The organism is Staphylococcus sp. HMSC034G07 (genome assembly GCF_001835975.1).
Taxonomy (GTDB): Bacteria; Bacillota; Bacilli; order Staphylococcales; family Staphylococcaceae; genus Staphylococcus; species Staphylococcus ureilyticus.
Window position 1 is genome coordinate 1 of record NZ_KV826584.1, and the last position, 17855, is coordinate 17855.

19 protein-coding genes and 2 tRNA genes are annotated in these 17855 nt (G+C 31.6%); 1 reads left to right on the top strand and 20 read right to left on the bottom strand.

The features are described from left to right. Positions 1–2 precede the first annotated feature (2 nt). The 18 genes from HMPREF2586_RS00280 to HMPREF2586_RS00365 all read right to left on the bottom strand — a co-directional run bounded on the left by HMPREF2586_RS00280 (position 3) and on the right by HMPREF2586_RS00365 (position 15530). Positions 3–76, bottom strand: a tRNA-Gly gene (locus HMPREF2586_RS00280). A gap of 35 nt (positions 77–111) precedes the next feature. Continuing rightward, a tRNA-Leu gene (locus tag HMPREF2586_RS00285) sits at positions 112–194 on the bottom strand. Between the two features lie 346 nt (positions 195–540). Continuing rightward, positions 541–993, bottom strand: a complete 453-nt coding sequence (locus tag HMPREF2586_RS00290) for a SprT family protein (protein WP_064209859.1) — start codon at positions 991–993, stop codon at positions 541–543. Next, positions 986–3136 (bottom strand): Tex family protein, encoded by a 2151-nt coding sequence (locus HMPREF2586_RS00295; protein ID WP_064209858.1) that lies wholly within the window; start codon positions 3134–3136, stop codon positions 986–988. The genes HMPREF2586_RS00290 and HMPREF2586_RS00295 overlap by 8 nt, the downstream gene beginning before the upstream one ends. A gap of 143 nt (positions 3137–3279) precedes the next feature. Further along, on the bottom strand, positions 3280–4050 hold the full coding sequence (gene sigB / locus HMPREF2586_RS00300) for an RNA polymerase sigma factor SigB (RefSeq protein WP_046207790.1): 771 nt from the start codon (positions 4048–4050) through the stop codon (positions 3280–3282). After that, positions 4025–4507 (bottom strand): anti-sigma B factor RsbW, encoded by a 483-nt coding sequence (gene rsbW, locus HMPREF2586_RS00305; protein WP_064209857.1) that lies wholly within the window; start codon positions 4505–4507, stop codon positions 4025–4027. The genes sigB and rsbW overlap by 26 nt, the downstream gene beginning before the upstream one ends. A gap of 1 nt (position 4508) precedes the next feature. After that, the gene (locus tag HMPREF2586_RS00310) at positions 4509–4835 is read right to left on the bottom strand and encodes an anti-sigma factor antagonist (protein WP_046207788.1); all 327 of its coding nucleotides are present in this window, start codon (positions 4833–4835) and stop codon (positions 4509–4511) included. A 68-nt stretch (positions 4836–4903) separates the two neighbouring features. Continuing rightward, positions 4904–5905 carry a SpoIIE family protein phosphatase gene (locus HMPREF2586_RS00315; protein ID WP_046207787.1) on the bottom strand — a complete coding sequence of 334 codons (1002 nt, stop codon included), beginning with the start codon at positions 5903–5905 and terminating at the stop codon, positions 4904–4906. Positions 5906–6247: 342 nt separating this feature from the next. After that, positions 6248–6610 carry a type II toxin-antitoxin system PemK/MazF family toxin gene (locus HMPREF2586_RS00320; protein WP_019468010.1) on the bottom strand — a complete coding sequence of 121 codons (363 nt, stop codon included), beginning with the start codon at positions 6608–6610 and terminating at the stop codon, positions 6248–6250. Beyond that, entirely contained in the window at positions 6607–6777 is a 171-nt protein-coding gene (gene mazE, locus HMPREF2586_RS00325) for a type II toxin-antitoxin system antitoxin MazE (protein WP_046207786.1), read from the bottom strand. Before mazE ends, HMPREF2586_RS00320 begins: the two co-directional genes overlap by 4 nt. 87 nt (positions 6778–6864) lie before the next feature. Further along, positions 6865–8013: an alanine racemase gene (gene alr, locus HMPREF2586_RS00330; RefSeq protein WP_070812583.1), complete on the bottom strand. Its 1149-nt coding sequence runs from the start codon at positions 8011–8013 to the stop codon at positions 6865–6867. A 106-nt stretch (positions 8014–8119) separates the two neighbouring features. Then, positions 8120–8470: a holo-ACP synthase gene (gene acpS / locus HMPREF2586_RS00335; protein WP_046207784.1), complete on the bottom strand. Its 351-nt coding sequence runs from the start codon at positions 8468–8470 to the stop codon at positions 8120–8122. Between the two features lie 34 nt (positions 8471–8504). After that, positions 8505–8996, bottom strand: coding sequence for a PH domain-containing protein (locus HMPREF2586_RS00340; RefSeq protein WP_064209855.1), 492 nt, complete (start codon positions 8994–8996; stop codon positions 8505–8507). After that, positions 8989–10494, bottom strand: a complete 1506-nt coding sequence (locus HMPREF2586_RS00345) for a PH domain-containing protein (RefSeq protein ID WP_070657366.1) — start codon at positions 10492–10494, stop codon at positions 8989–8991. The genes HMPREF2586_RS00340 and HMPREF2586_RS00345 overlap by 8 nt, the downstream gene beginning before the upstream one ends. Further along, on the bottom strand, positions 10487–10966 hold the full coding sequence (locus HMPREF2586_RS00350; RefSeq protein WP_070039503.1) for a PH domain-containing protein: 480 nt from the start codon (positions 10964–10966) through the stop codon (positions 10487–10489). The genes HMPREF2586_RS00345 and HMPREF2586_RS00350 overlap by 8 nt, the downstream gene beginning before the upstream one ends. A 221-nt stretch (positions 10967–11187) precedes the next feature. Further along, the gene (locus HMPREF2586_RS00355; protein ID WP_046207780.1) at positions 11188–12702 is read right to left on the bottom strand and encodes a degradosome RNA helicase CshA; all 1515 of its coding nucleotides are present in this window, start codon (positions 12700–12702) and stop codon (positions 11188–11190) included. A gap of 389 nt (positions 12703–13091) precedes the next feature. Further along, positions 13092–14447 (bottom strand): UDP-N-acetylmuramoyl-tripeptide--D-alanyl-D-alanine ligase, encoded by a 1356-nt coding sequence (gene murF, locus HMPREF2586_RS00360; protein WP_070657368.1) that lies wholly within the window; start codon positions 14445–14447, stop codon positions 13092–13094. A 12-nt stretch (positions 14448–14459) separates the two neighbouring features. Beyond that, a complete protein-coding gene (locus HMPREF2586_RS00365) occupies positions 14460–15530 on the bottom strand; it encodes a D-alanine--D-alanine ligase (RefSeq protein ID WP_046207778.1) in 1071 nt (356 codons plus the stop codon). 259 nt (positions 15531–15789) lie between these two features. Here HMPREF2586_RS00365 and HMPREF2586_RS00370 point away from each other — a divergent pair, with 259 nt between their 5' ends. After that, on the top strand, positions 15790–16977 hold the full coding sequence (locus tag HMPREF2586_RS00370; protein WP_070657370.1) for an FtsW/RodA/SpoVE family cell cycle protein: 1188 nt from the start codon (positions 15790–15792) through the stop codon (positions 16975–16977). Positions 16978–17243: 266 nt separating this feature from the next. Here HMPREF2586_RS00370 and HMPREF2586_RS12660 read toward each other — a convergent pair whose 3' ends face one another. After that, entirely contained in the window at positions 17244–17384 is a 141-nt protein-coding gene (locus HMPREF2586_RS12660) for an Lmo0850 family protein (protein ID WP_099091318.1), read from the bottom strand. Positions 17385–17641: 257 nt separating this feature from the next. Further along, positions 17642–17848, bottom strand: a complete 207-nt coding sequence (locus HMPREF2586_RS00375; RefSeq protein WP_046207776.1) for a putative copper chaperone CsoZ — start codon at positions 17846–17848, stop codon at positions 17642–17644. Between the last annotated feature and the right edge of the window lie 7 nt (positions 17849–17855).

A 17855-nucleotide genomic window follows, 5' to 3' on the forward strand; every position in this document is an offset into this window, starting at 1 on the left:
AATGGAGCGGGTGATGGGAATCGAACCCACAACATCAGCTTGGAAGGCTGAGGTTTTGCCATTAAACTACACCCGCATATTTTCATATAAATCATATGTAATGTATTTTGATGCGGCCGAGAGGACTTGAACCTCCACGGGATAAATCCCACTAGGCCCTCAACCTAGCGCGTCTGCCATTCCGCCACGGCCGCTCGGTTGACGCTAAAATTTTCCATTCATCAAGTTAACGTACTCAATTGTAATATGTTTGAAATGTTTTGTCAATAAGTTTTTAAAATTTCTTTAACAAACTTAATAAGTCCTTCATTTAATTTCATATTATTTTCGCAACGTTTAATATCATATAACATAAATTATATATCGTCAACACATACAAATAACGAATTAGAGTAAAATATTCATTTTTATTTATTTTATCTAATTAAATGCACAAATTTCATATAATTATATCGTCTTTTTAATATCAAACGTGTAAAGTGATTCTTAAATAAAAAAGAGCTGAAAAGTATCAGCTCTCTTGCTACTTAAATTCACTATTTAAAAATGGCTTTGTTCTATCAATTTCCCTTTGCAATGTCCACAAAGCATTTTATTTAAATTCACTTTTCTTATTCTAGCATATTTCACACCACAGTTTGAGCATTTATAGATGTACCTAACTCGATTCTCATAGCTTTCAACTGCTGAACAAAATCTCGGGGCACCTGTTTGCGCACTGAGTAACTTGAAATCTTTATCTTTGTGTTTATATCCTTTTCCTTGTATATGAAGATGGTAATGACATAATTCATGTTTAATAATATCAATAACTGCCTTTTCACCGAAAGCGTCATATTGCTTTGCATTTATTTCTATATTGTGTGTATTCAGTATATAACGCCCCCCAGTTGTTCTAAGTCGTTTATTAAAATAAGCTTTATGTTTAAACGGCCTTTTAAAAATTGTGATAGAAATAGACTCTGTCATGCTTTGTAATTTTTCATTATCCATGAGGATCAATCATAGTTAGTGATACTTTCCCTTTCTTGTCATCAATATCTAATATCCAAACATCAACAATATCTCCAACACTGACAACATCCATTGGGTTTTTAACAAATTTTTTAGATAATTTTGAAATGTGTACAAGGCCATCTTGTTTAACACCAATATCAACAAAGGCTCCAAAGTCAACCACATTTCTTACAGTTCCACTTAACTTCATATCTTTCGATAAATCTTCAATCGATAAGACATCCGATTTTAATATTGGTGTCTCAAATTCATCACGTGGATCTCTATTTGGTGCAATTAACGACTTGATAATATCTTCAAGGGTGGGTTCGCCAATGTTTAGCTTTGTAGCCATGTCAGTCAAATCCACATGATTTAAAGCTGCTTTCAAATCAGCTTTTCCTAAATCATCTGCACTAAAACCAATCTCACTTAACAATTGATAAGTTGCTTGGTAACTTTCTGGATGAATTGATGTATTATCTAAAGGTTCGCTACCATTGATAATTCTTAAAAAACCAATACTTTGTTCAAATGTTTTAGCACCTAACCTTTTTACTTTGGCAATATCCTTATTGTGTTTAATAGGCCCATTTTCTTCACGGTATAAAATTATGTTTTGGGCTATAGTCGAAGACAGACCCGACACATATTGCAATAGTGAGCGTGAAGCTGTATTTACATCAACACCTACTTGGTTAACAGCTGTTTCTACAACAAAAGTTAACGCGCCCTCCAATGCTTTTTGGTTAACATCATGTTGATATTGACCAACGCCAATTGATTTTGGGTCAATTTTTACAAGCTCACTTAACGGATCTTGTACCCTTCTTCCAATCGAAACAGCACTACGTTCTTCTACTTGAAAATCTGGGAACTCTGAACGAGCGATTTCTGAAGCAGAATAAACAGAAGCTCCAGCCTCGTTAACAATTATAAATTGTGTTTTTAATTTATGTTTTTGAATCATTGAAGCTACAAATTGTTCTGTTTCTCTACTAGCTGTACCATTACCGATAGCAATTAAATCAACATCATAGTTATTTACAAACTGAACAAACGTTTTCTCCGCGTCTTCCTTTTTATTTACTGGTGGATGCGGGTATATTACTCCTTTAGCTATAAAAGTGCCAAAAGGATTTATTACAGCCAATTTACAACCTGTTCTAAAAGCAGGATCCACTCCTAGAATTTGTTTCCCTTTCATTGGTGGTTGTAATAATAAATTTCTTAAATTTTCGCTGAATACATCAATAGCATGTTTTTCAGCTTTTTCTGTTAGGTCACCTCTTATCTCTCTTTCAATCGAAGGCATGATTAGTCTTTTCAAACTATCAGCAATCGCATTTTCAATAATTGTTGAACCTTCATGATGATGAATCATTTCATGCTTACGAATAAAATTCTCAATGCCTTGAATATCCATATCTATTTTAACTGATAGTATTTTTTCTTTTTCTCCCCGATTGATTGCTAATGTTCTATGATTTGCAATTTTTTTAATTGGTTCTGAATAATCATAATACATTGAAAAAATCTCTTGGTCATCCTCAGCATTCTTTTTCTTTTGTGTAACAATTTTGCCATGCTGAAAAGTGTCTTTAAGTATTTTAGTTCTATATTTAGGTTCATCTGAAACTTTTTCTGCAATAATATCTTGCGCACCTTGTATTGCTTGTTCTATATTTTCTATTTCTTCATTGAAAAATTGAGTTGCTTTTTCTTCTATTGTCATTTCTAAACTAGGATTTTTGAGCCATTTTGCAAAAGGTTCTAAACCTTTTCTTTTCGCTTCCGTAGCTCTTGTTTTCTTTTTCTGTTTATAAGGTCTATATAAATCTTCAACTCTTTGTAGCTTTGTTTGCTTTAAAATGTCATTTTTTAATTCTGTAGTCAGTAAACCTTGTTCTTCTATATTATGTATAACTTCTTCTTTTCTTTTTTGAAGATTAACCATATATTGATATTCATCATTAATTTGTTTTATTTCTACTTCATCTAACCCGCCAGTCTGTTCTTTACGATAGCGTGCAATAAATGGTACTGTATTTTTTTCTTCAAGCAACGTTAATACTGCATTAATTTGTTTACTTGAAAATTTATATTTTTCTTTTATAGATTGTATTAAATTACTATCCATAGTATCCTCCACTCATAAATAAAAAATTTATTACTAATACTTATATATTCTAACATATAACGTTATCTTGATTCTTTTCCTAAAAATAATCGAAGTATAAAAAAGCAGAATTCATTAAATGAATTCTGCTTTAAGCATATATTTTATTGGTTTGCTGCTTCTTGAAGTTTCTTAATTGCTGTTCGTTGTAACCGGGATACATGCATTTGACTTAAACCTATTCTTTCACCTGTTTCTTTTTGACTTAAACCTTCAATAAATGTGCACTGTATAATCTCTCTTTCCCGTTCAGATAAAATTGGGAGTATTTTTTCTAATATCATACGCTTTTCAGTTAAATCATAATTATCATCTTGTTGCCCCATAATATCTAATAATGTAACAGTCGATCCGTCTTTATCCGCTTCAATGGAATGGTCTACACTTAATGCATTATAACTTTGACCCATTTCCATAGCTTCGAGCACATCTTCTTCATTGACTTCCAACCTATCGGCAATTTCAGCAATAGAAGGTGAGCGCTCTAACTCATTTGTCAATTCATCAGTCACTTTCTTAATACGGGGTCCAATTTCTTTAATTCGCCTAGGAACGTGCACACTCCACGTTTTATCACGTAGATAACGCTTAATCTCACCAATTACAGTTGGTACTAAAAAAGCTTCGAACTTTCTATCAAAAGATAGGTCGAATCGGTTAATTGCACCAATTAAACCAACCATACCAACCTGAACGAGATCTTCGTGATGAGATTGACCTTTTGAATATTTATATGCCAATGATTCAATCAACTTTTTATAATGTTTAACAAGTTTATCTTGAGCATCTGAATTCTCATTATTTTGATGCTCCATTATCCACTGGTTGATTTGTTCAGGTGATACGTCATTAACTGATTTCGACTCTCTCGCCATTATTTCGCACCTGCTCTTTTTTTATATACTTAATCATGCTAATGGTTACACCAGAGTTTTTATCCACTGTAACTTCATCCATTAAAGATTCAATTAAAAATAAACCAAGACCTCCCTCTCTAAGGAAATCTATATTTTCATTGTCTTTATATGGTCCTAATTTTGCTTTTGTTTCTTCATAATCGAAACTTTCCCCTTGATCGGAAATTACTATTTTAATTTTATCATCAAAAATTTCAAAACAAAGGTTAATCATTCCTACATCCGTAGCATCGTTTTTATATGCGTGTTTTACTGCATTTGTTACTGCTTCGCTCACTGCTATTTTGGCATCTTCTATATCGTCATATGACGCCCCAGCCCGTGAAAATACACCTGATAGAGTCAAACGTATTAAGCTTACATACTCTGCTGATGCTGGTAAACGCATTTCTATATAATCTTGTTTAAGTTGCATGTTATTCGACCTCCGTTCCTTCATTAACATGCATCAAATCTTTTAAACCTGTGATATCAAATAGTCGACTTATTCGATCTGAAGCACCTAATATATATAATTCTTTATCATTTTGATTTAAAGCCTTTAATGTTCCGACAAATAGTCCTAAACCGGTTGAATCCATATAACTAACATTTTCTAAATTTACATATATATCATGCGTTCCCTCTTGTCTCATCGGCATGAGTACTTCTTCAAGTTCTGGAACAGTATAAACATCTAATTCTCCGCCAACTTTAACTTCATAATGTGTATCATGTGATATTGTTTCAATATTTAGATTCATAAATTACACTCCTAAGCATAGTCTCATTAATAACCGTTATACCCTTTTATTTTAATCATTAATCTTATCTAATTCACTCTTTTTATTATCAATATTGTTAAATCGTCTCTTTTTTCTGGATTTTGAATTTTTAAAATTGCTTCATATAAAAGTTGAACAATGTCTTGTGGATGCATATGTTTATACTTTTTTATCATATCTAGTAAATAACTTTTATCTAAAAAGTCACCAGCTTCATTTCTTACTTCTGTGACACCATCTGTAAAAATGATAACTAAGTCATCTAAATGAACGGGTATTTCTTGTTGATTGTATCGTGTTTGTTGGCTAACACCTAAAACGCGACCTCTCACTTTAATTTCCTCAAATGTTTCGGTTTCAGCTCTATAAATATACCCTGGCTCATGGCCAGCAGAACTGCAATATAACAAGTGGTTTAATTCTTCATACAGTCCATAAAACATCGTTACGAACATATTTTGATTCACATTTTTTTCTACCACGCGATTCAATCGTTTAAGACCATCGCTTGGCAATTGGGAATGCCCATATGAATCCATACCAAATTTGATCATACTCATAGCTAAGGCAGCAGGTATACCTTTACCTATAACATCTGCTACCGCAAAACTCATCGTACCGTCTTTATGATCTATTAAATTAAAGTAATCGCCACTAACCTTTTGCGCAGCTACGGAAATTACACCGATTTGAATACTATCGAATTGAGGAATATCTGTCTTAAGCATCGTTTGCTGTAAACGGGATGCTAAGTCGATTTCTTTATCATGATATTGTAATCGATTTACAAGATCTTGATAATCTCTATAATTATAGCCAAATCCTTTTACTACTTCTTTAAGTACGTTGAATGTTTTAGAAATTTGTTCACTACTTAACTCTAATGCTTGAACATAATTTTTATGAATTTCAACGATATCTTCTGGTAGCAAGTCTTTTCTTTTCACTTCTTCGGTGAAGCCTTCACACTTTTTTAATAAATCTGTCTCATTTACTGTGTGTAGACTTTCGTCAATTAGCGCTTTATATTGATTTTTGAACTCTTTCACTCAGTATTTCCTCCTCAAAATGCAAATATAAATCGCATACATCGGTTTTAACAAGAATATATTCTGTTATATGTATGTGGATTAAATATTTAATCAAGCAATACAGTTTTGTTTCTAGCAAAGTGAGATGTTTTTAAATACATACTTTACGTTGATATCGAAAAAAGCTTTAGGATAACCTAAAGCTTTTCAACTTAAACATCCTATTCATAAATATTTGATTACAAACACACGCTTTATTTTCTCTGTTCTATTTCAAATTATCTTGGAATTAAGTGTTTGTTGCATGTATAAGGAATTGATGTCTGTTATTCGTTATTTTATTACGCTCACTTTTAAAAATTATGTTCTATGATTTCTAATATTATGTAAACCTAGGCTAATATCTATAGCATTATTAACTTCTTGCATTTTTTCTTCAGATAGATATGTCAGTTTTTCTTTTAATCTGTTCTTGTCTAACGTCCGTATTTGCTCTAACAATATAACAGAATCTTTGTCAAGTTTATACTTGCTTTTTTCTATTTCTACATGTGTAGGTATTTTAGCTTTATTAATCCTACCTGTAATTGCAGCTACAATTACGGTAGGACTATACTTGTTACCAGTATCATTTTGTATAATGACTACGGGCCTTATTCCCCCTTGTTCAGAACCCTGTACTGGTGACAAATCAGCTAAATAAACGTCTCCTCTTCTCATCATTCATTGTTATTCTTAGATATAATGTAGACTTCATTGCAATCGCAAGCTTCACATTCAAATGGAAATGCTTCCGCCGCAAGGGAGAGATTCAAGTCAGCCATTTGCGAATAGCCTTCTTTTAATAGTTGTTCAATACTATGATTTCTGCTTTGATTAAAACTTGCCATGAATAAAGACCTCCATGTGACTAAAATAGAATATATTGAGATTTCTTGTTAGATATATAATAACAAATTTTAAATACAGTGACTATACTATTTTAGTAATTCATTAAGGATTTCTAGGTCTTGAGTACCATAATAGATACGTGGCAATCTCCTATTTAAGCGACATAAAACTTCATAATTGATAGTATGTTGTTGATATGCCAGCGCTTCCACAGATTGTTCACTGTCTGAATGATGATCCAACAATATCACTTTATCACCAGTTTGAATTTCTTCTGGAATTTTTATAATTATTTGATCCATGCAAACTTTTCCAATAATTTCACATTGTTTGCTGTTAACATTTACATTAAATCCGGTCATCATTCTTGGAAATCCATCTGCATAACCAACAGGAATAATACCTATTTTTGTAGGTTCTGTCGCTGTATAAATACTGCCATAACTCACAGATTCGCCTGGTTGCAAGACTTTTGTTTGTACAATTTCACTAATCCATTGCGCACTTGGTTTTAAATGTATTTTCACACTGTCTTTAACATAACTTGAAGGATAATAACCGTATAATGATATACCCACCCGCACTGAATTACAGAATTGGCTATCTTTCATTAATGCGCCTGCAGAATTTTGCGAATGTATATACTGTGGCTTTTCTTCTTCATTGACAATTGATTCAAATAAACTTTGTTGCTGATTCATTGATTCTCCAGGTTCATCTGCACATGCAAAATGCGTAAATACCCCTTCAAATACTAAATGATCATGATTATGGATTAACTCAATAACTTCTTTATATTCCGCTGCATCTTTAATACCTAATCTTCCCATGCCAGTATCTATTTTTACGTGTAACCATAAATCTTTGTCGTTATCTTCTGGAATTTCTTTTAACGCTTCAACTAACCATGCTTTTGATGGAATAGTGATTGCTACACGATGTTGTATGGCTTTATTAATATTATATGTAGGTATAACTCCTAATATTAAAATTTTAGCATCTATACCGTGCATTCTTAATTCTATCGCTTCATCCAAAGTTGCTACGCCAAAAAAATCAGCGCCATGATCCATAAGGTAACGTGCGATTTTCACGCTGCCAAGGCCATAAGCATTCGCTTTTACGATTGGCATCACCGTTTTATTTGGGTGTAATTTTTGGAAAAATTGAAAATTTGCCACAATTGCATTTAAATCTACGTTTAAATATGTGGATCTATAATACTTATCAGTCATTAAACGAGACCTCCATTTCAAAAATAAAGTTACACTTTGACATACATTAAATTAATTTTATAACAATTAAATAAAGATAGCCAAAACTTTATATTAAAATCGTTTTTTATTTTTCTATAATGACTTGGCTCATTGCGTAATGTTCTGTGTGTGAAATACTTACATGAACTGTAAAACCATCATAATGTATACATGGTTTTCCAAGTTCATCATTAAAACAATCTATTTCATTTAATGCTATAGTTTTTCCAAGTCCTGTACCGAGCGCTTTGCTAAAAGCTTCTTTACAGGTAAATCTTCCCGCTAAAAATTCTATTTTACGCGTTTCACTTTTAAATTGATGAAAGTGTTGTTGCTCATTTTTTGACAATACACGTTCTACCAATTTGTCTTGTCTATAGTAAAGTTTTTTTATTCTAGCTATTTCTATTAAATCAACGCCTATACCATGTATCATTAGCTACTCCTGCCTTTCTATGACAAGTTTTTTATTATAAATTCTGTGGCATAGAATGATTACCTTTTTTTATTTCTTGTTTCAATGTATTTGCTTTATTTTTGTCAATTAGCTTTATTTCAGTATTTCCACCGGCTGTCGACAAGGTTAAACTCGCCAAATTATATTTTCTCATTAAGATACCTTCATGGGTATCGACATTTTGAATACGAAACAAAGGAATTTTCACTACATTAATAAACCACAAGCCATTTCTAACCGTGATTTCTTGATTTTCTAACTTATATCTAAATATTTTATATTTATAAATCGGTCTAATCATACCACCGATAATGATAACAATGAATGCAATTATGATATTAATCGTCCATAACCAAAACATGACTTTAGAACTTATTAAATGTAACCATACCTTATCTATTACTGTAATAATTGATAAAGCCAAAATTAATAAAATTGCAGTAATTATTGAAGCAATACAAATGACTGTTTTGCCTGATGGATCCATATAATTATATTCATTCATCAAAATCACCTCTCAAATACCATGATTTTAGTTTTTCCACATGACTAACTTCACTATATTTTAACCCTATTTCTGCACTGCCAGCCGCTTTAGCAATGATAAATTTAAAGTTTGCTAGGTTACTTCGAATAAGAAACGGATTTTCTGACATTTCCATACCTAACAATTTGTTGTGTTTAAAATATGTGTTTTTAAATCCAAACATAGTTACATTCCGCACAACTAATTCATCGTGATTTAAGTTTAAACCAGAGGATTTAATAACGATAAAACTGTGAAGAATCATTATTAATATTAGGCACCCTGCAATAACAAATGACCAAACAGACCAGTAATAAGTAGCAATCGTAGCACCGATAAGTAATACTAGTGATTCTCTCCAAAAATACCTATGAAATCCCCTCCAAGGCATGCCTAGTTTTGGTTCAGTGAATTTCATGTCTGGTATCAGGTGCTTTATCAGATAAAATGCTTTTTGCCTCTTAATAAATGGTAAAATCATTACATTGCCTCCTAGAGTAACATCATCCTTATCAACACCATCCATATCACTCGTAATTACAAAATGAATTGAAGTATAGCCAAATAACTTTCTTATAAATGATTGACGTTCTACAATCGCTTGCACACGGTCAGTTGGTACAGTAATACTTTTGACATTAAACAAACCATATTGAATATTTAACTGTGTACCTTGTTGCTTAACCGTATAATTAAAATTTCTAACTATTTCTATGATAGTGCCAAAAATATAACTCACTACAATGACCAAGACAACAATCATTAAAATAATCATAAAAGCAGTCTGAAAAATTTCAGAAAATGTATTGGTAATTTTATGCCAAGGTAAAATATCACTTAATGCAAACATGACTGGTGACAATGTTGCAAAAGCTACACCAATGACACCACTTGTTAAAGCCATAAATAAAAGTTCTTTAAAATTTAATTTATAAATATTCATAGCTGGCGATTTCATTTTTTGTTCTTTTTCAGCATCCTGCTCTGCGAAAGAATTATTGTTGTCAACGATTTCGCTATTTTGAGTCAGTTTTTGCTGTTTTTCTTTTAATGTTTGCTGTATAAAATCACTTTGATTTTTGGATACAGTGTCTAACTCTATACCATCACTAGGCGTTTTAATTTGAAGTATTACCCCACCCACAATTTGATTAATAATACCTTGTGAAGTATCTAACGTTTGAATTCTGCGTATATTTAACTCTTTCCTTTCTTTACTAAAAATACCAGTGGCTAAAATAAAATGATCATTTTCAATCCAATATCTAGTGTTATAAACCTTTAATATTTGTATTATAAACGAAATCAGAAAGATAATAGTAACAATGCCTGGATAGATATATGATTTATAATCCGTAAAATCAAAGTTGCGTAAATTAAACACTAAAAAAATAAAAATCAAAATAATATTTTGTTTAATCGCCTCTATTATTCCAGTTATGTATGAAATTGGATGTAATTTTTGAGGACTATACATCATAATCAGCTCCTCGTAAGTATTTTAAAATATTATGTTCAAATACTTCAATTTCCTTTGTTAACATCAACGGGAAATCAAGTGAGTGGCCAGCTGTCACCAAAGTTAGCCTTGATATATGTAATTGTTTTAATAATGGATTGCTTTTTCTTTTTAAAAATTGCGTTCGCTCATATTTAACAATTTCATTCTTTTTAAAAAATATTCCTGTTTTGATTTCAATATATTGGTCTTTGACGCAGTAAAAAGTATATTTATACTTCAACCAAGGTCTCAACAGCATATATATTACATCAAAAATCGTTATTGCAATAAATATGTAAATTAAAAAATGCCACCAATTATAATGATTCCATAAAAATACTAATGCAATCATAAATAATAAACTAACAATCAATTCAAGAGCTTCTAGTATGTAATAATATCTCATCGCTTGTTTAGGGATGCGCCTAAATTGTTGGTCGTTAGTCATAATTACACTCCTCCATAAAATTTTTCAATTCATTATAACATAGGGACATGTTTGCTTCATTATCGTCGTAGAAGGCAATGATTATTCTAATATTTTTATCATCACTTTAATTTCCCACTTTTTCTAATCACTTTTATGTGATTGAATCGATTTTAGATATAAAAAAATCACTCCAATAAATTGGAGTGACTAAACCTAAAATTCATATATGATAAAGTATTTTATTTTTTATGGTCTGCGAATGTGCGACCCTTCATTGATTTTTTGTTGTTTCTATCTGATGATCTATCATTTTTCTTTTTATTGTTGAAGCCGCCTTTATTTGGACGACGATTTCTGCTATCGAATTTGCCGCCACCACGTTTATGGTTTCCACCACGTTTTGGTCCACCTTTACCTTGGCGACCTTTGCCTCGAGATAATGGCTTTTCAAATGTTAATTGAACATCAACTTCATCGTTTGATTCAACTAACTCTTGCAATAATGCTGCTACTAAATTTACATCATTATATTCTTCCAGTAATTCTGTTGCAATACGTTCCAGTCTTGGTTCGCTATCTCTTGACATCCAGTTTTGAACTTTACCTTTAATGTCGTCTTCACGTGCTTTAAGCACTTCTTTACGATGCGGTGGTCTCAATGCAGTCATTTGTCGTTTGTTCGTTTGTTCAATTTGACGGATATAATCCATTTCAATTGGGTTAACAAAAGTAATTGCTACACCTTTTTTACCAGCACGACCCGTACGGCCAATTCTGTGAGTATAACTTTCAGTATCTTGAGGTATATCAAAGTTATAAACATGGCTTACACCTGATATATCGAGTCCTCTTGCTGCAACATCTGTAGCAACTAAGATATCTAATTGGTCGTTCTTAAATTTCTTCAATACTTCTAAACGTTTAGCTTGTGTGATATCGCCATGTAAACCTTCAGCTTTATATCCTTTTGAAATTAACGCACTTGTTAGTTCGTCAACACGACGCTTAGTACGACCAAAAACAATTGCTAACTCAGGTTGATGTACATCTAAGAAATTTGTAAATGTATCAAATTTTTCTAATTCTTTTACAATTGTGTAATATTCATCTATTTGAGGATCTGACATTTCATTATTCATAGTTTTAACAATTTCTGGTGATTTCATAAATTGTTGTACCAATGTTTGAATAGCTTTTGGCATTGTAGCTGAAAATAACATTGTTTGACGTTGTTCTGCTGGTATTTTATCCATAATAAATTTCATATCATCAATAAAGCCCATATTCATCATTTCATCTGCTTCATCTAATATTAATGTATGAATAGTGTTTGTTTTTAACGTACGACGATTTAAATGATCAATAACACGTCCAGGTGTACCTACAACAATTTGTGGACCCTTTTTAAGTGATTTAATTTGACGATCTATTGGCATTCCACCAAATACAGTTACTATTTGTACATTTTGGCCGGTCGCAAATGCTCTAAGTGATTCAGCAACTTGCATCGCCAATTCTCTAGTTGGTGCTAATATTAATGATTGAACTCCATCTTGTCCTGCCACTTTTTCAATAAGTGGAATACCAAAAGCGCCTGTTTTTCCTGTACCTGTTTGCGCTTGACCAAGAACATCCTTACCTTCTAAGGCAAGAGGGATACTCTCTTTTTGTATAGGAGTGGCCTCATCGAACCCCATTGATACTAGGGTTTCTACCGTTTTATCTGAGATCCCTAATTCTTTAAAATTTTGCAATATAATTCTCCTTTATTTATCTGTATTTCTCTACATATATGTTCATCTAAGTTTCTTCAACTTCTTTATAGTACCACCTCAAGTCTATAATCGCAATAAACCAAATTTATTATAATGACATAATTCACCTCATTAATAATCAAAGTAAACTGAGAAAATACTGTGATATATAGGTTGTAAGCGTTTAATTATATTTACCAGTATTTATTTTTGTTTACGAAAAAAATTGTAGATTTATTTATATTGATAATTTTTAGTAATTTTTAAAAATAGTAACTTAAATGAACTAGTTCAAGTTACTAACTATCGAAATATCTATTTTATTTATAACAAAATAAAACACCACTTTCCCACTAATAAAAGTGATATGAAATGTGGTGTTAATAATTTTAAATTAAGGCATCTACAACTTCTTCTAATTGCATCCCTCTTGAACCTTTAATTAGTATTTTATCTTGTGGTTCAGTATTTGATTTTAATGACTGTATTAGTGCAGCTTTATCTGTAAAATGTTCTGCATATTTTACAAACGCTTTGCCTGTACGATGAATATGACCCGCTTCTGTTCCATAAGTATATAACGCATCGATTTGTTTATTAACTAAATAATCACCAACCGCTTCATGCATTGTTTGACTATTAGGCCCTAATTCTAAGACATCACCTAACACAAGTATCTTGCGGCCTCCCATACTGCTGAGTGTATCAATAGCGGCTTTCATACTAGTTGGACTAGCATTATAAGCATCATTGATAACAAGCGTATCGGAGTCGGTATGGTGTTGTTCCATTCTCATACCTGTAAGTTGAACCGCTTGAATATTTTGATGTATCGTTTCATAACTCAGATTAAGCCGTTTACCAACAGCTATAGCTATAGTTGCGTTTTTCATATTATGTTCACCTAAAATTGGTAATTCATAATGCTCATTTTCATTAATATTAAAAATAATACCAGTATCATCTATATTGTCAATTTTACAAACTAAATCATTATTTTCTTTTTTACCTATACTCATTAAATCTATATCTACTAATTTATCGACATGAGGCTTTAATAATGGCTCATCTCCATCGTAGATAAATAGACCTTGAGGTTTAAGACCAAATGAAATTTCCGCTTTAGCTTTCGCTATACCTTCACGCGATCCTAAATCTTGCATATGTGATTCACCAATATTAGTAATAATTGCAATATCTGGGTTAGCTAATTGTGATAATGCTTCAATTTCATGAAAACCAGACATACCCATTTCTAATATAGAAATTTCAGTATCTTGATCCAATTGTAAAATGGTTAATGGCATACCGATTTCATTATTATAATTTCCTTGTGTTTTTTTTACTTTAAATTGAGGCTTTAATACACTTTCTATCATGTCTTTAGTCGTTGTTTTACCATTAGAACCTGTAACAGCGATCACAAATGGATTAACAAATACCAAATAGGCTTTGGCTAACTGTTGCAATGCTTCCAATGTGTCATCTACCCAAATAATAGGGCCAGAAACTTGAGGGGCTAAAACACTGTCCTTCTGACAAAATGCCGCTCCCGCACCATCTTCCAACGCTTGATTCACATATTTATGTCCGTCGACATGTTCTCCTTTAAAAGGAATAAACAAATTTTGTTCGTCGATTTTTCTTGAATCTATAGAAACACCTTTAATTGTGTAATCTAAATAGTCATTATCAATCTCGCATGGAATCCAGTCTTGAATTTGTTCTAAAGTTACTTCAATCATGATTTAACCGCCTCAATCAATTTTATATTTATTTTTCTTTTTATCTTCATGTTTTTCTTTTGCTAATTCAATTAATTTACTTATGAGTTCTGCATAACTTACGCCCATGTTTTCCCATAAACTTGGATACATACTATAAGCTGTGAAACCAGGCATAGCATTTGTCTCGTTTATAAAAATTTGATTATCTTCCGTTACAAAGAAATCAGCGCGCAATAATCCTGAACAATCTGTTGCTTTAAATGCTTCTACAGCCATATTTCTTAAAGTCATTTTTACATCATCATTCAAGTCAGCTGGAATATCCAATTTGATTTTTCCATCTTTATACTTAGCTTTGTAATCATAAAATGCCACATCTTTAACTACCTCTCCCGGCCAAGTCGTTTCTGGGTAGTCATTACCTAAGACAGCCACTTCAATTTCTCTAGCGTTGATGCCTTGCTCAATTACTAATTTACGATCAAATTGAAATGCTTCTTCTATACCTTGTTTCAACTCTTCCTCATCGTTACACTTACTAATACCTACGCTTGATCCCAAATTTGCAGGTTTCACAAATACAGGATATTCTAACTTGTCATGTACTAATTTCAAAATATTATTTTCGTATTTTTGATATTCGCTTCTTAAGAAACTTACATATGGTAATTGAGGTAAGCCTCTATGCGCAAAGAGTTGTTTCATCACAAGCTTATCCATTGAACTTGAGGCTGCTAGCACACCATTACCAACGTATGGAATATCTAACACTTCAAATAAACCTTGAATTGTTCCATCTTCACCATTCGGTCCATGTAGTAATGGGAAAACCGCACTATATGCTGTGCCAAGGCTGCCTTCATTTAATAATTTGGAGATTTCTCCGGCAGGAACATCTGCTAATCGTAACGCATCTATGTCATCTATAGGATCTACGATATTTTCTTTCTTTTTCCAATCTCCATCGTTTGTTATGTAAATAATGTCCACTTGATATTTTTCTTTATCAATCGCATTTAAGACATTTTGTGCTGTTAATATTGATACATCGTGTTCAGCACTTTTCCCTCCATATACGATACAAACATTTTCTTTAGCCATATTTTAGCCTCCATATAGAATTCTTAAACTACATCATATCACGATTTATTAGCATTTTGCATTTGTTATGTAGTTGTAAAATAATTGTTTTTTATAAGTATATTGAAGTTTTTAAAGTATTTAAAGTGAAAACTTCAATGACACTTAAAATAATTATTTAAGTTTTACATACCCTACTTCTAGCAAAATCGTATAAAGTTCGGTAAAATCTATATATACTACAAGTAATTGAAATAATAGTTTTCCAAAGGAGTAAGAAATGAATACTTCACGTCAATCAAAAAATAATCATTGGATCCGAAAAATAGACTGGATTTTAATTGGCTTCATCGCATTACTAGCAATCATAAGTATTACGTTTATTAGTTCTGCAATGGGCGGAGGTCAATATAGCGCTAACTTTAGTATACGCCAGATACTATATTATGTTTTTGGGGCGATTATCGCATTTCTAATAATGCTAATTTCACCTAAAAAACTTATGAAATATACATATTTACTTTATATTATACTTTGTTTCTCATTGTTGTTATTACTAATTATTCCAGAAACACCTATCACACCGATTATTAACGGGGCAAAAAGTTGGTATACGTTTGGACCAATTAGTGTTCAACCATCCGAATTTATGAAAATAGTTATGATTTTAGCTTTGGCCAAAATTGTAACTAAACATAACCAATTTACATTTAACAAATCTTTAGAAACTGACTTTAAATTATTCTTTAAAATTATCGGTATAGCTTTTATCCCTATGGTACTTATATTATTGCAAAATGATTTAGGTACAACACTAGTTATCTTTGCGATTATTGTCGGTGTTATGATAATCAGTGGAATCACTTGGAAGATACTAGCACCTATATTAATAGGGTCAGTCGTTATTGCTTCTACGGTGATATTATCAGTGATTTATAAACCTTCTATTTTAGAAAATAGTTTCGGCATTCAACCTTACCAATTAAGTCGTATCAATTCGTGGCTTGATCCCTATACTTATAGTAGTGGTGATGGATTTCATTTAACAGAATCACTTAAAGCGATTGGTTCTGGACAACTATTTGGTAAAGGGTTCAATCAAGGTGAAGTTTATATTCCGGAAAACCATACGGATTTTATTTTCTCAGTTATTGGGGAAGAATTTGGTTTTATTGGTTCAGTCATTTTGCTATTGATTTTTCTTGCATTTATTTTTCACTTAGTAAGACTTGCTACTAAAATTGAATTACCGTTCAGTAAAATTTTCATCATTGGATTTACTACAATGATTCTATTCCATATCCTAGAAAATATTGGTATGACCATTCAGTTATTACCAATTACGGGTATACCATTGCCATTTATTAGTTATGGTGGTAGCTCATTATGGAGTTTAATGTGTGGTATTGGTGTGATATTATCAATTTATTATCACCAATCTAGACAATATACAACGCAAAACAAATAGCTATTTGTTTTGCGTTGACATATTTAAAAAGCGTTGAAAACTCTTAGATCAAAAAGTTTTCAACGCTTTTATTTTTTATAAATTTATCGTTCAACACGGCACACTAAAATGGATTGAGTAGAAAATCAATTTATTTAATAAGGCTTCACCGTACCATCCCTTCAAGTCAAGATTAACTGCTGCTTTAACAATAAGAGGCTGAGACAATTAATGTCTCAGCCTCTTAAATTTGCATATATGCTTTTAATCTTTGTATGGGTAACGCACTATTTCAATTCGTTAGCGGTTTTCACAGTCGTTGGTAAAGTATGCATAACTTCTAATCTTGATTTAGTTTTCTTTATGTTTACCCCTAATGATGATAATAGTTTAACTACATTTTGAATCTTTTCGTTATCTTTACTCATATCATCACTCCTAAATTCTAGCTTCTATTATATCTTACCCTATTTATTTCCGAATTACTACATGTTATTGAAATTTTCTTTATCTTATAAAATAATTTTTGTTTTATTACGTAATTTTAAAACATTCACTTATAATTATTATAAGCAATAAAAACAAAAACAGAATATAAATCAATACCAGTCAGTCTATTGATTGTTTCACCCTGTACTTTATAACATGATATGAGAAAGATAACATTTCAATGACTAAAGTCGATTTAATACAAAATTTCAAATCCTAAATCATATAAGTCTTTTTCTAAATTGTTTAAACTTGCTGGTGTTTCAAATTCTATAAACACTTGTGCTTTTTCAATTTCAACTGAAACATGATTCACACCGATGATTTGTGATAATGTTCTTTCTATTTGAAGCTTATCTTGTTTATTATCTATTTTACGTAAATAAATCGTTTGTGATTCCATTGGCGTC

Coding starts and splice junctions, on each gene's coding strand:
- HMPREF2586_RS00310 (WP_046207788.1), bottom strand. CDS start 4,835: ATGAATCTAAATATTGAAACAATATCACATGATACACATTATGAAGTT.
- HMPREF2586_RS00290 (WP_064209859.1), bottom strand. CDS start 993: ATGGATAATGAAAAATTACAAAGCATGACAGAGTCTATTTCTATCACA.
- acpS (WP_046207784.1), bottom strand. CDS start 8,470: ATGATACATGGTATAGGCGTTGATTTAATAGAAATAGCTAGAATAAAA.
- murF (WP_070657368.1), bottom strand. CDS start 14,447: ATGATTGAAGTAACTTTAGAACAAATTCAAGACTGGATTCCATGCGAG.
- HMPREF2586_RS00340 (WP_064209855.1), bottom strand. CDS start 8,996: ATGAATGAATATAATTATATGGATCCATCAGGCAAAACAGTCATTTGT.
- HMPREF2586_RS00295 (WP_064209858.1), bottom strand. CDS start 3,136: ATGGATAGTAATTTAATACAATCTATAAAAGAAAAATATAAATTTTCA.
- HMPREF2586_RS00320 (WP_019468010.1), bottom strand. CDS start 6,610: ATGATGAGAAGAGGAGACGTTTATTTAGCTGATTTGTCACCAGTACAG.
- HMPREF2586_RS00375 (WP_046207776.1), bottom strand. CDS start 17,848: ATGGAATCACAAACGATTTATTTACGTAAAATAGATAATAAACAAGAT.
- HMPREF2586_RS00345 (WP_070657366.1), bottom strand. CDS start 10,494: ATGTATAGTCCTCAAAAATTACATCCAATTTCATACATAACTGGAATA.
- alr (WP_070812583.1), bottom strand. CDS start 8,013: ATGACTGATAAGTATTATAGATCCACATATTTAAACGTAGATTTAAAT.
- sigB (WP_046207790.1), bottom strand. CDS start 4,050: ATGGCGAGAGAGTCGAAATCAGTTAATGACGTATCACCTGAACAAATC.
- mazE (WP_046207786.1), bottom strand. CDS start 6,777: ATGGCAAGTTTTAATCAAAGCAGAAATCATAGTATTGAACAACTATTA.
- HMPREF2586_RS00365 (WP_046207778.1), bottom strand. CDS start 15,530: ATGGCTAAAGAAAATGTTTGTATCGTATATGGAGGGAAAAGTGCTGAA.
- HMPREF2586_RS00350 (WP_070039503.1), bottom strand. CDS start 10,966: ATGACTAACGACCAACAATTTAGGCGCATCCCTAAACAAGCGATGAGA.
- HMPREF2586_RS12660 (WP_099091318.1), bottom strand. CDS start 17,384: ATGAGTAAAGATAACGAAAAGATTCAAAATGTAGTTAAACTATTATCA.
- HMPREF2586_RS00370 (WP_070657370.1), top strand. CDS start 15,790: ATGAATACTTCACGTCAATCAAAAAATAATCATTGGATCCGAAAAATA.
- rsbW (WP_064209857.1), bottom strand. CDS start 4,507: ATGCAACTTAAACAAGATTATATAGAAATGCGTTTACCAGCATCAGCA.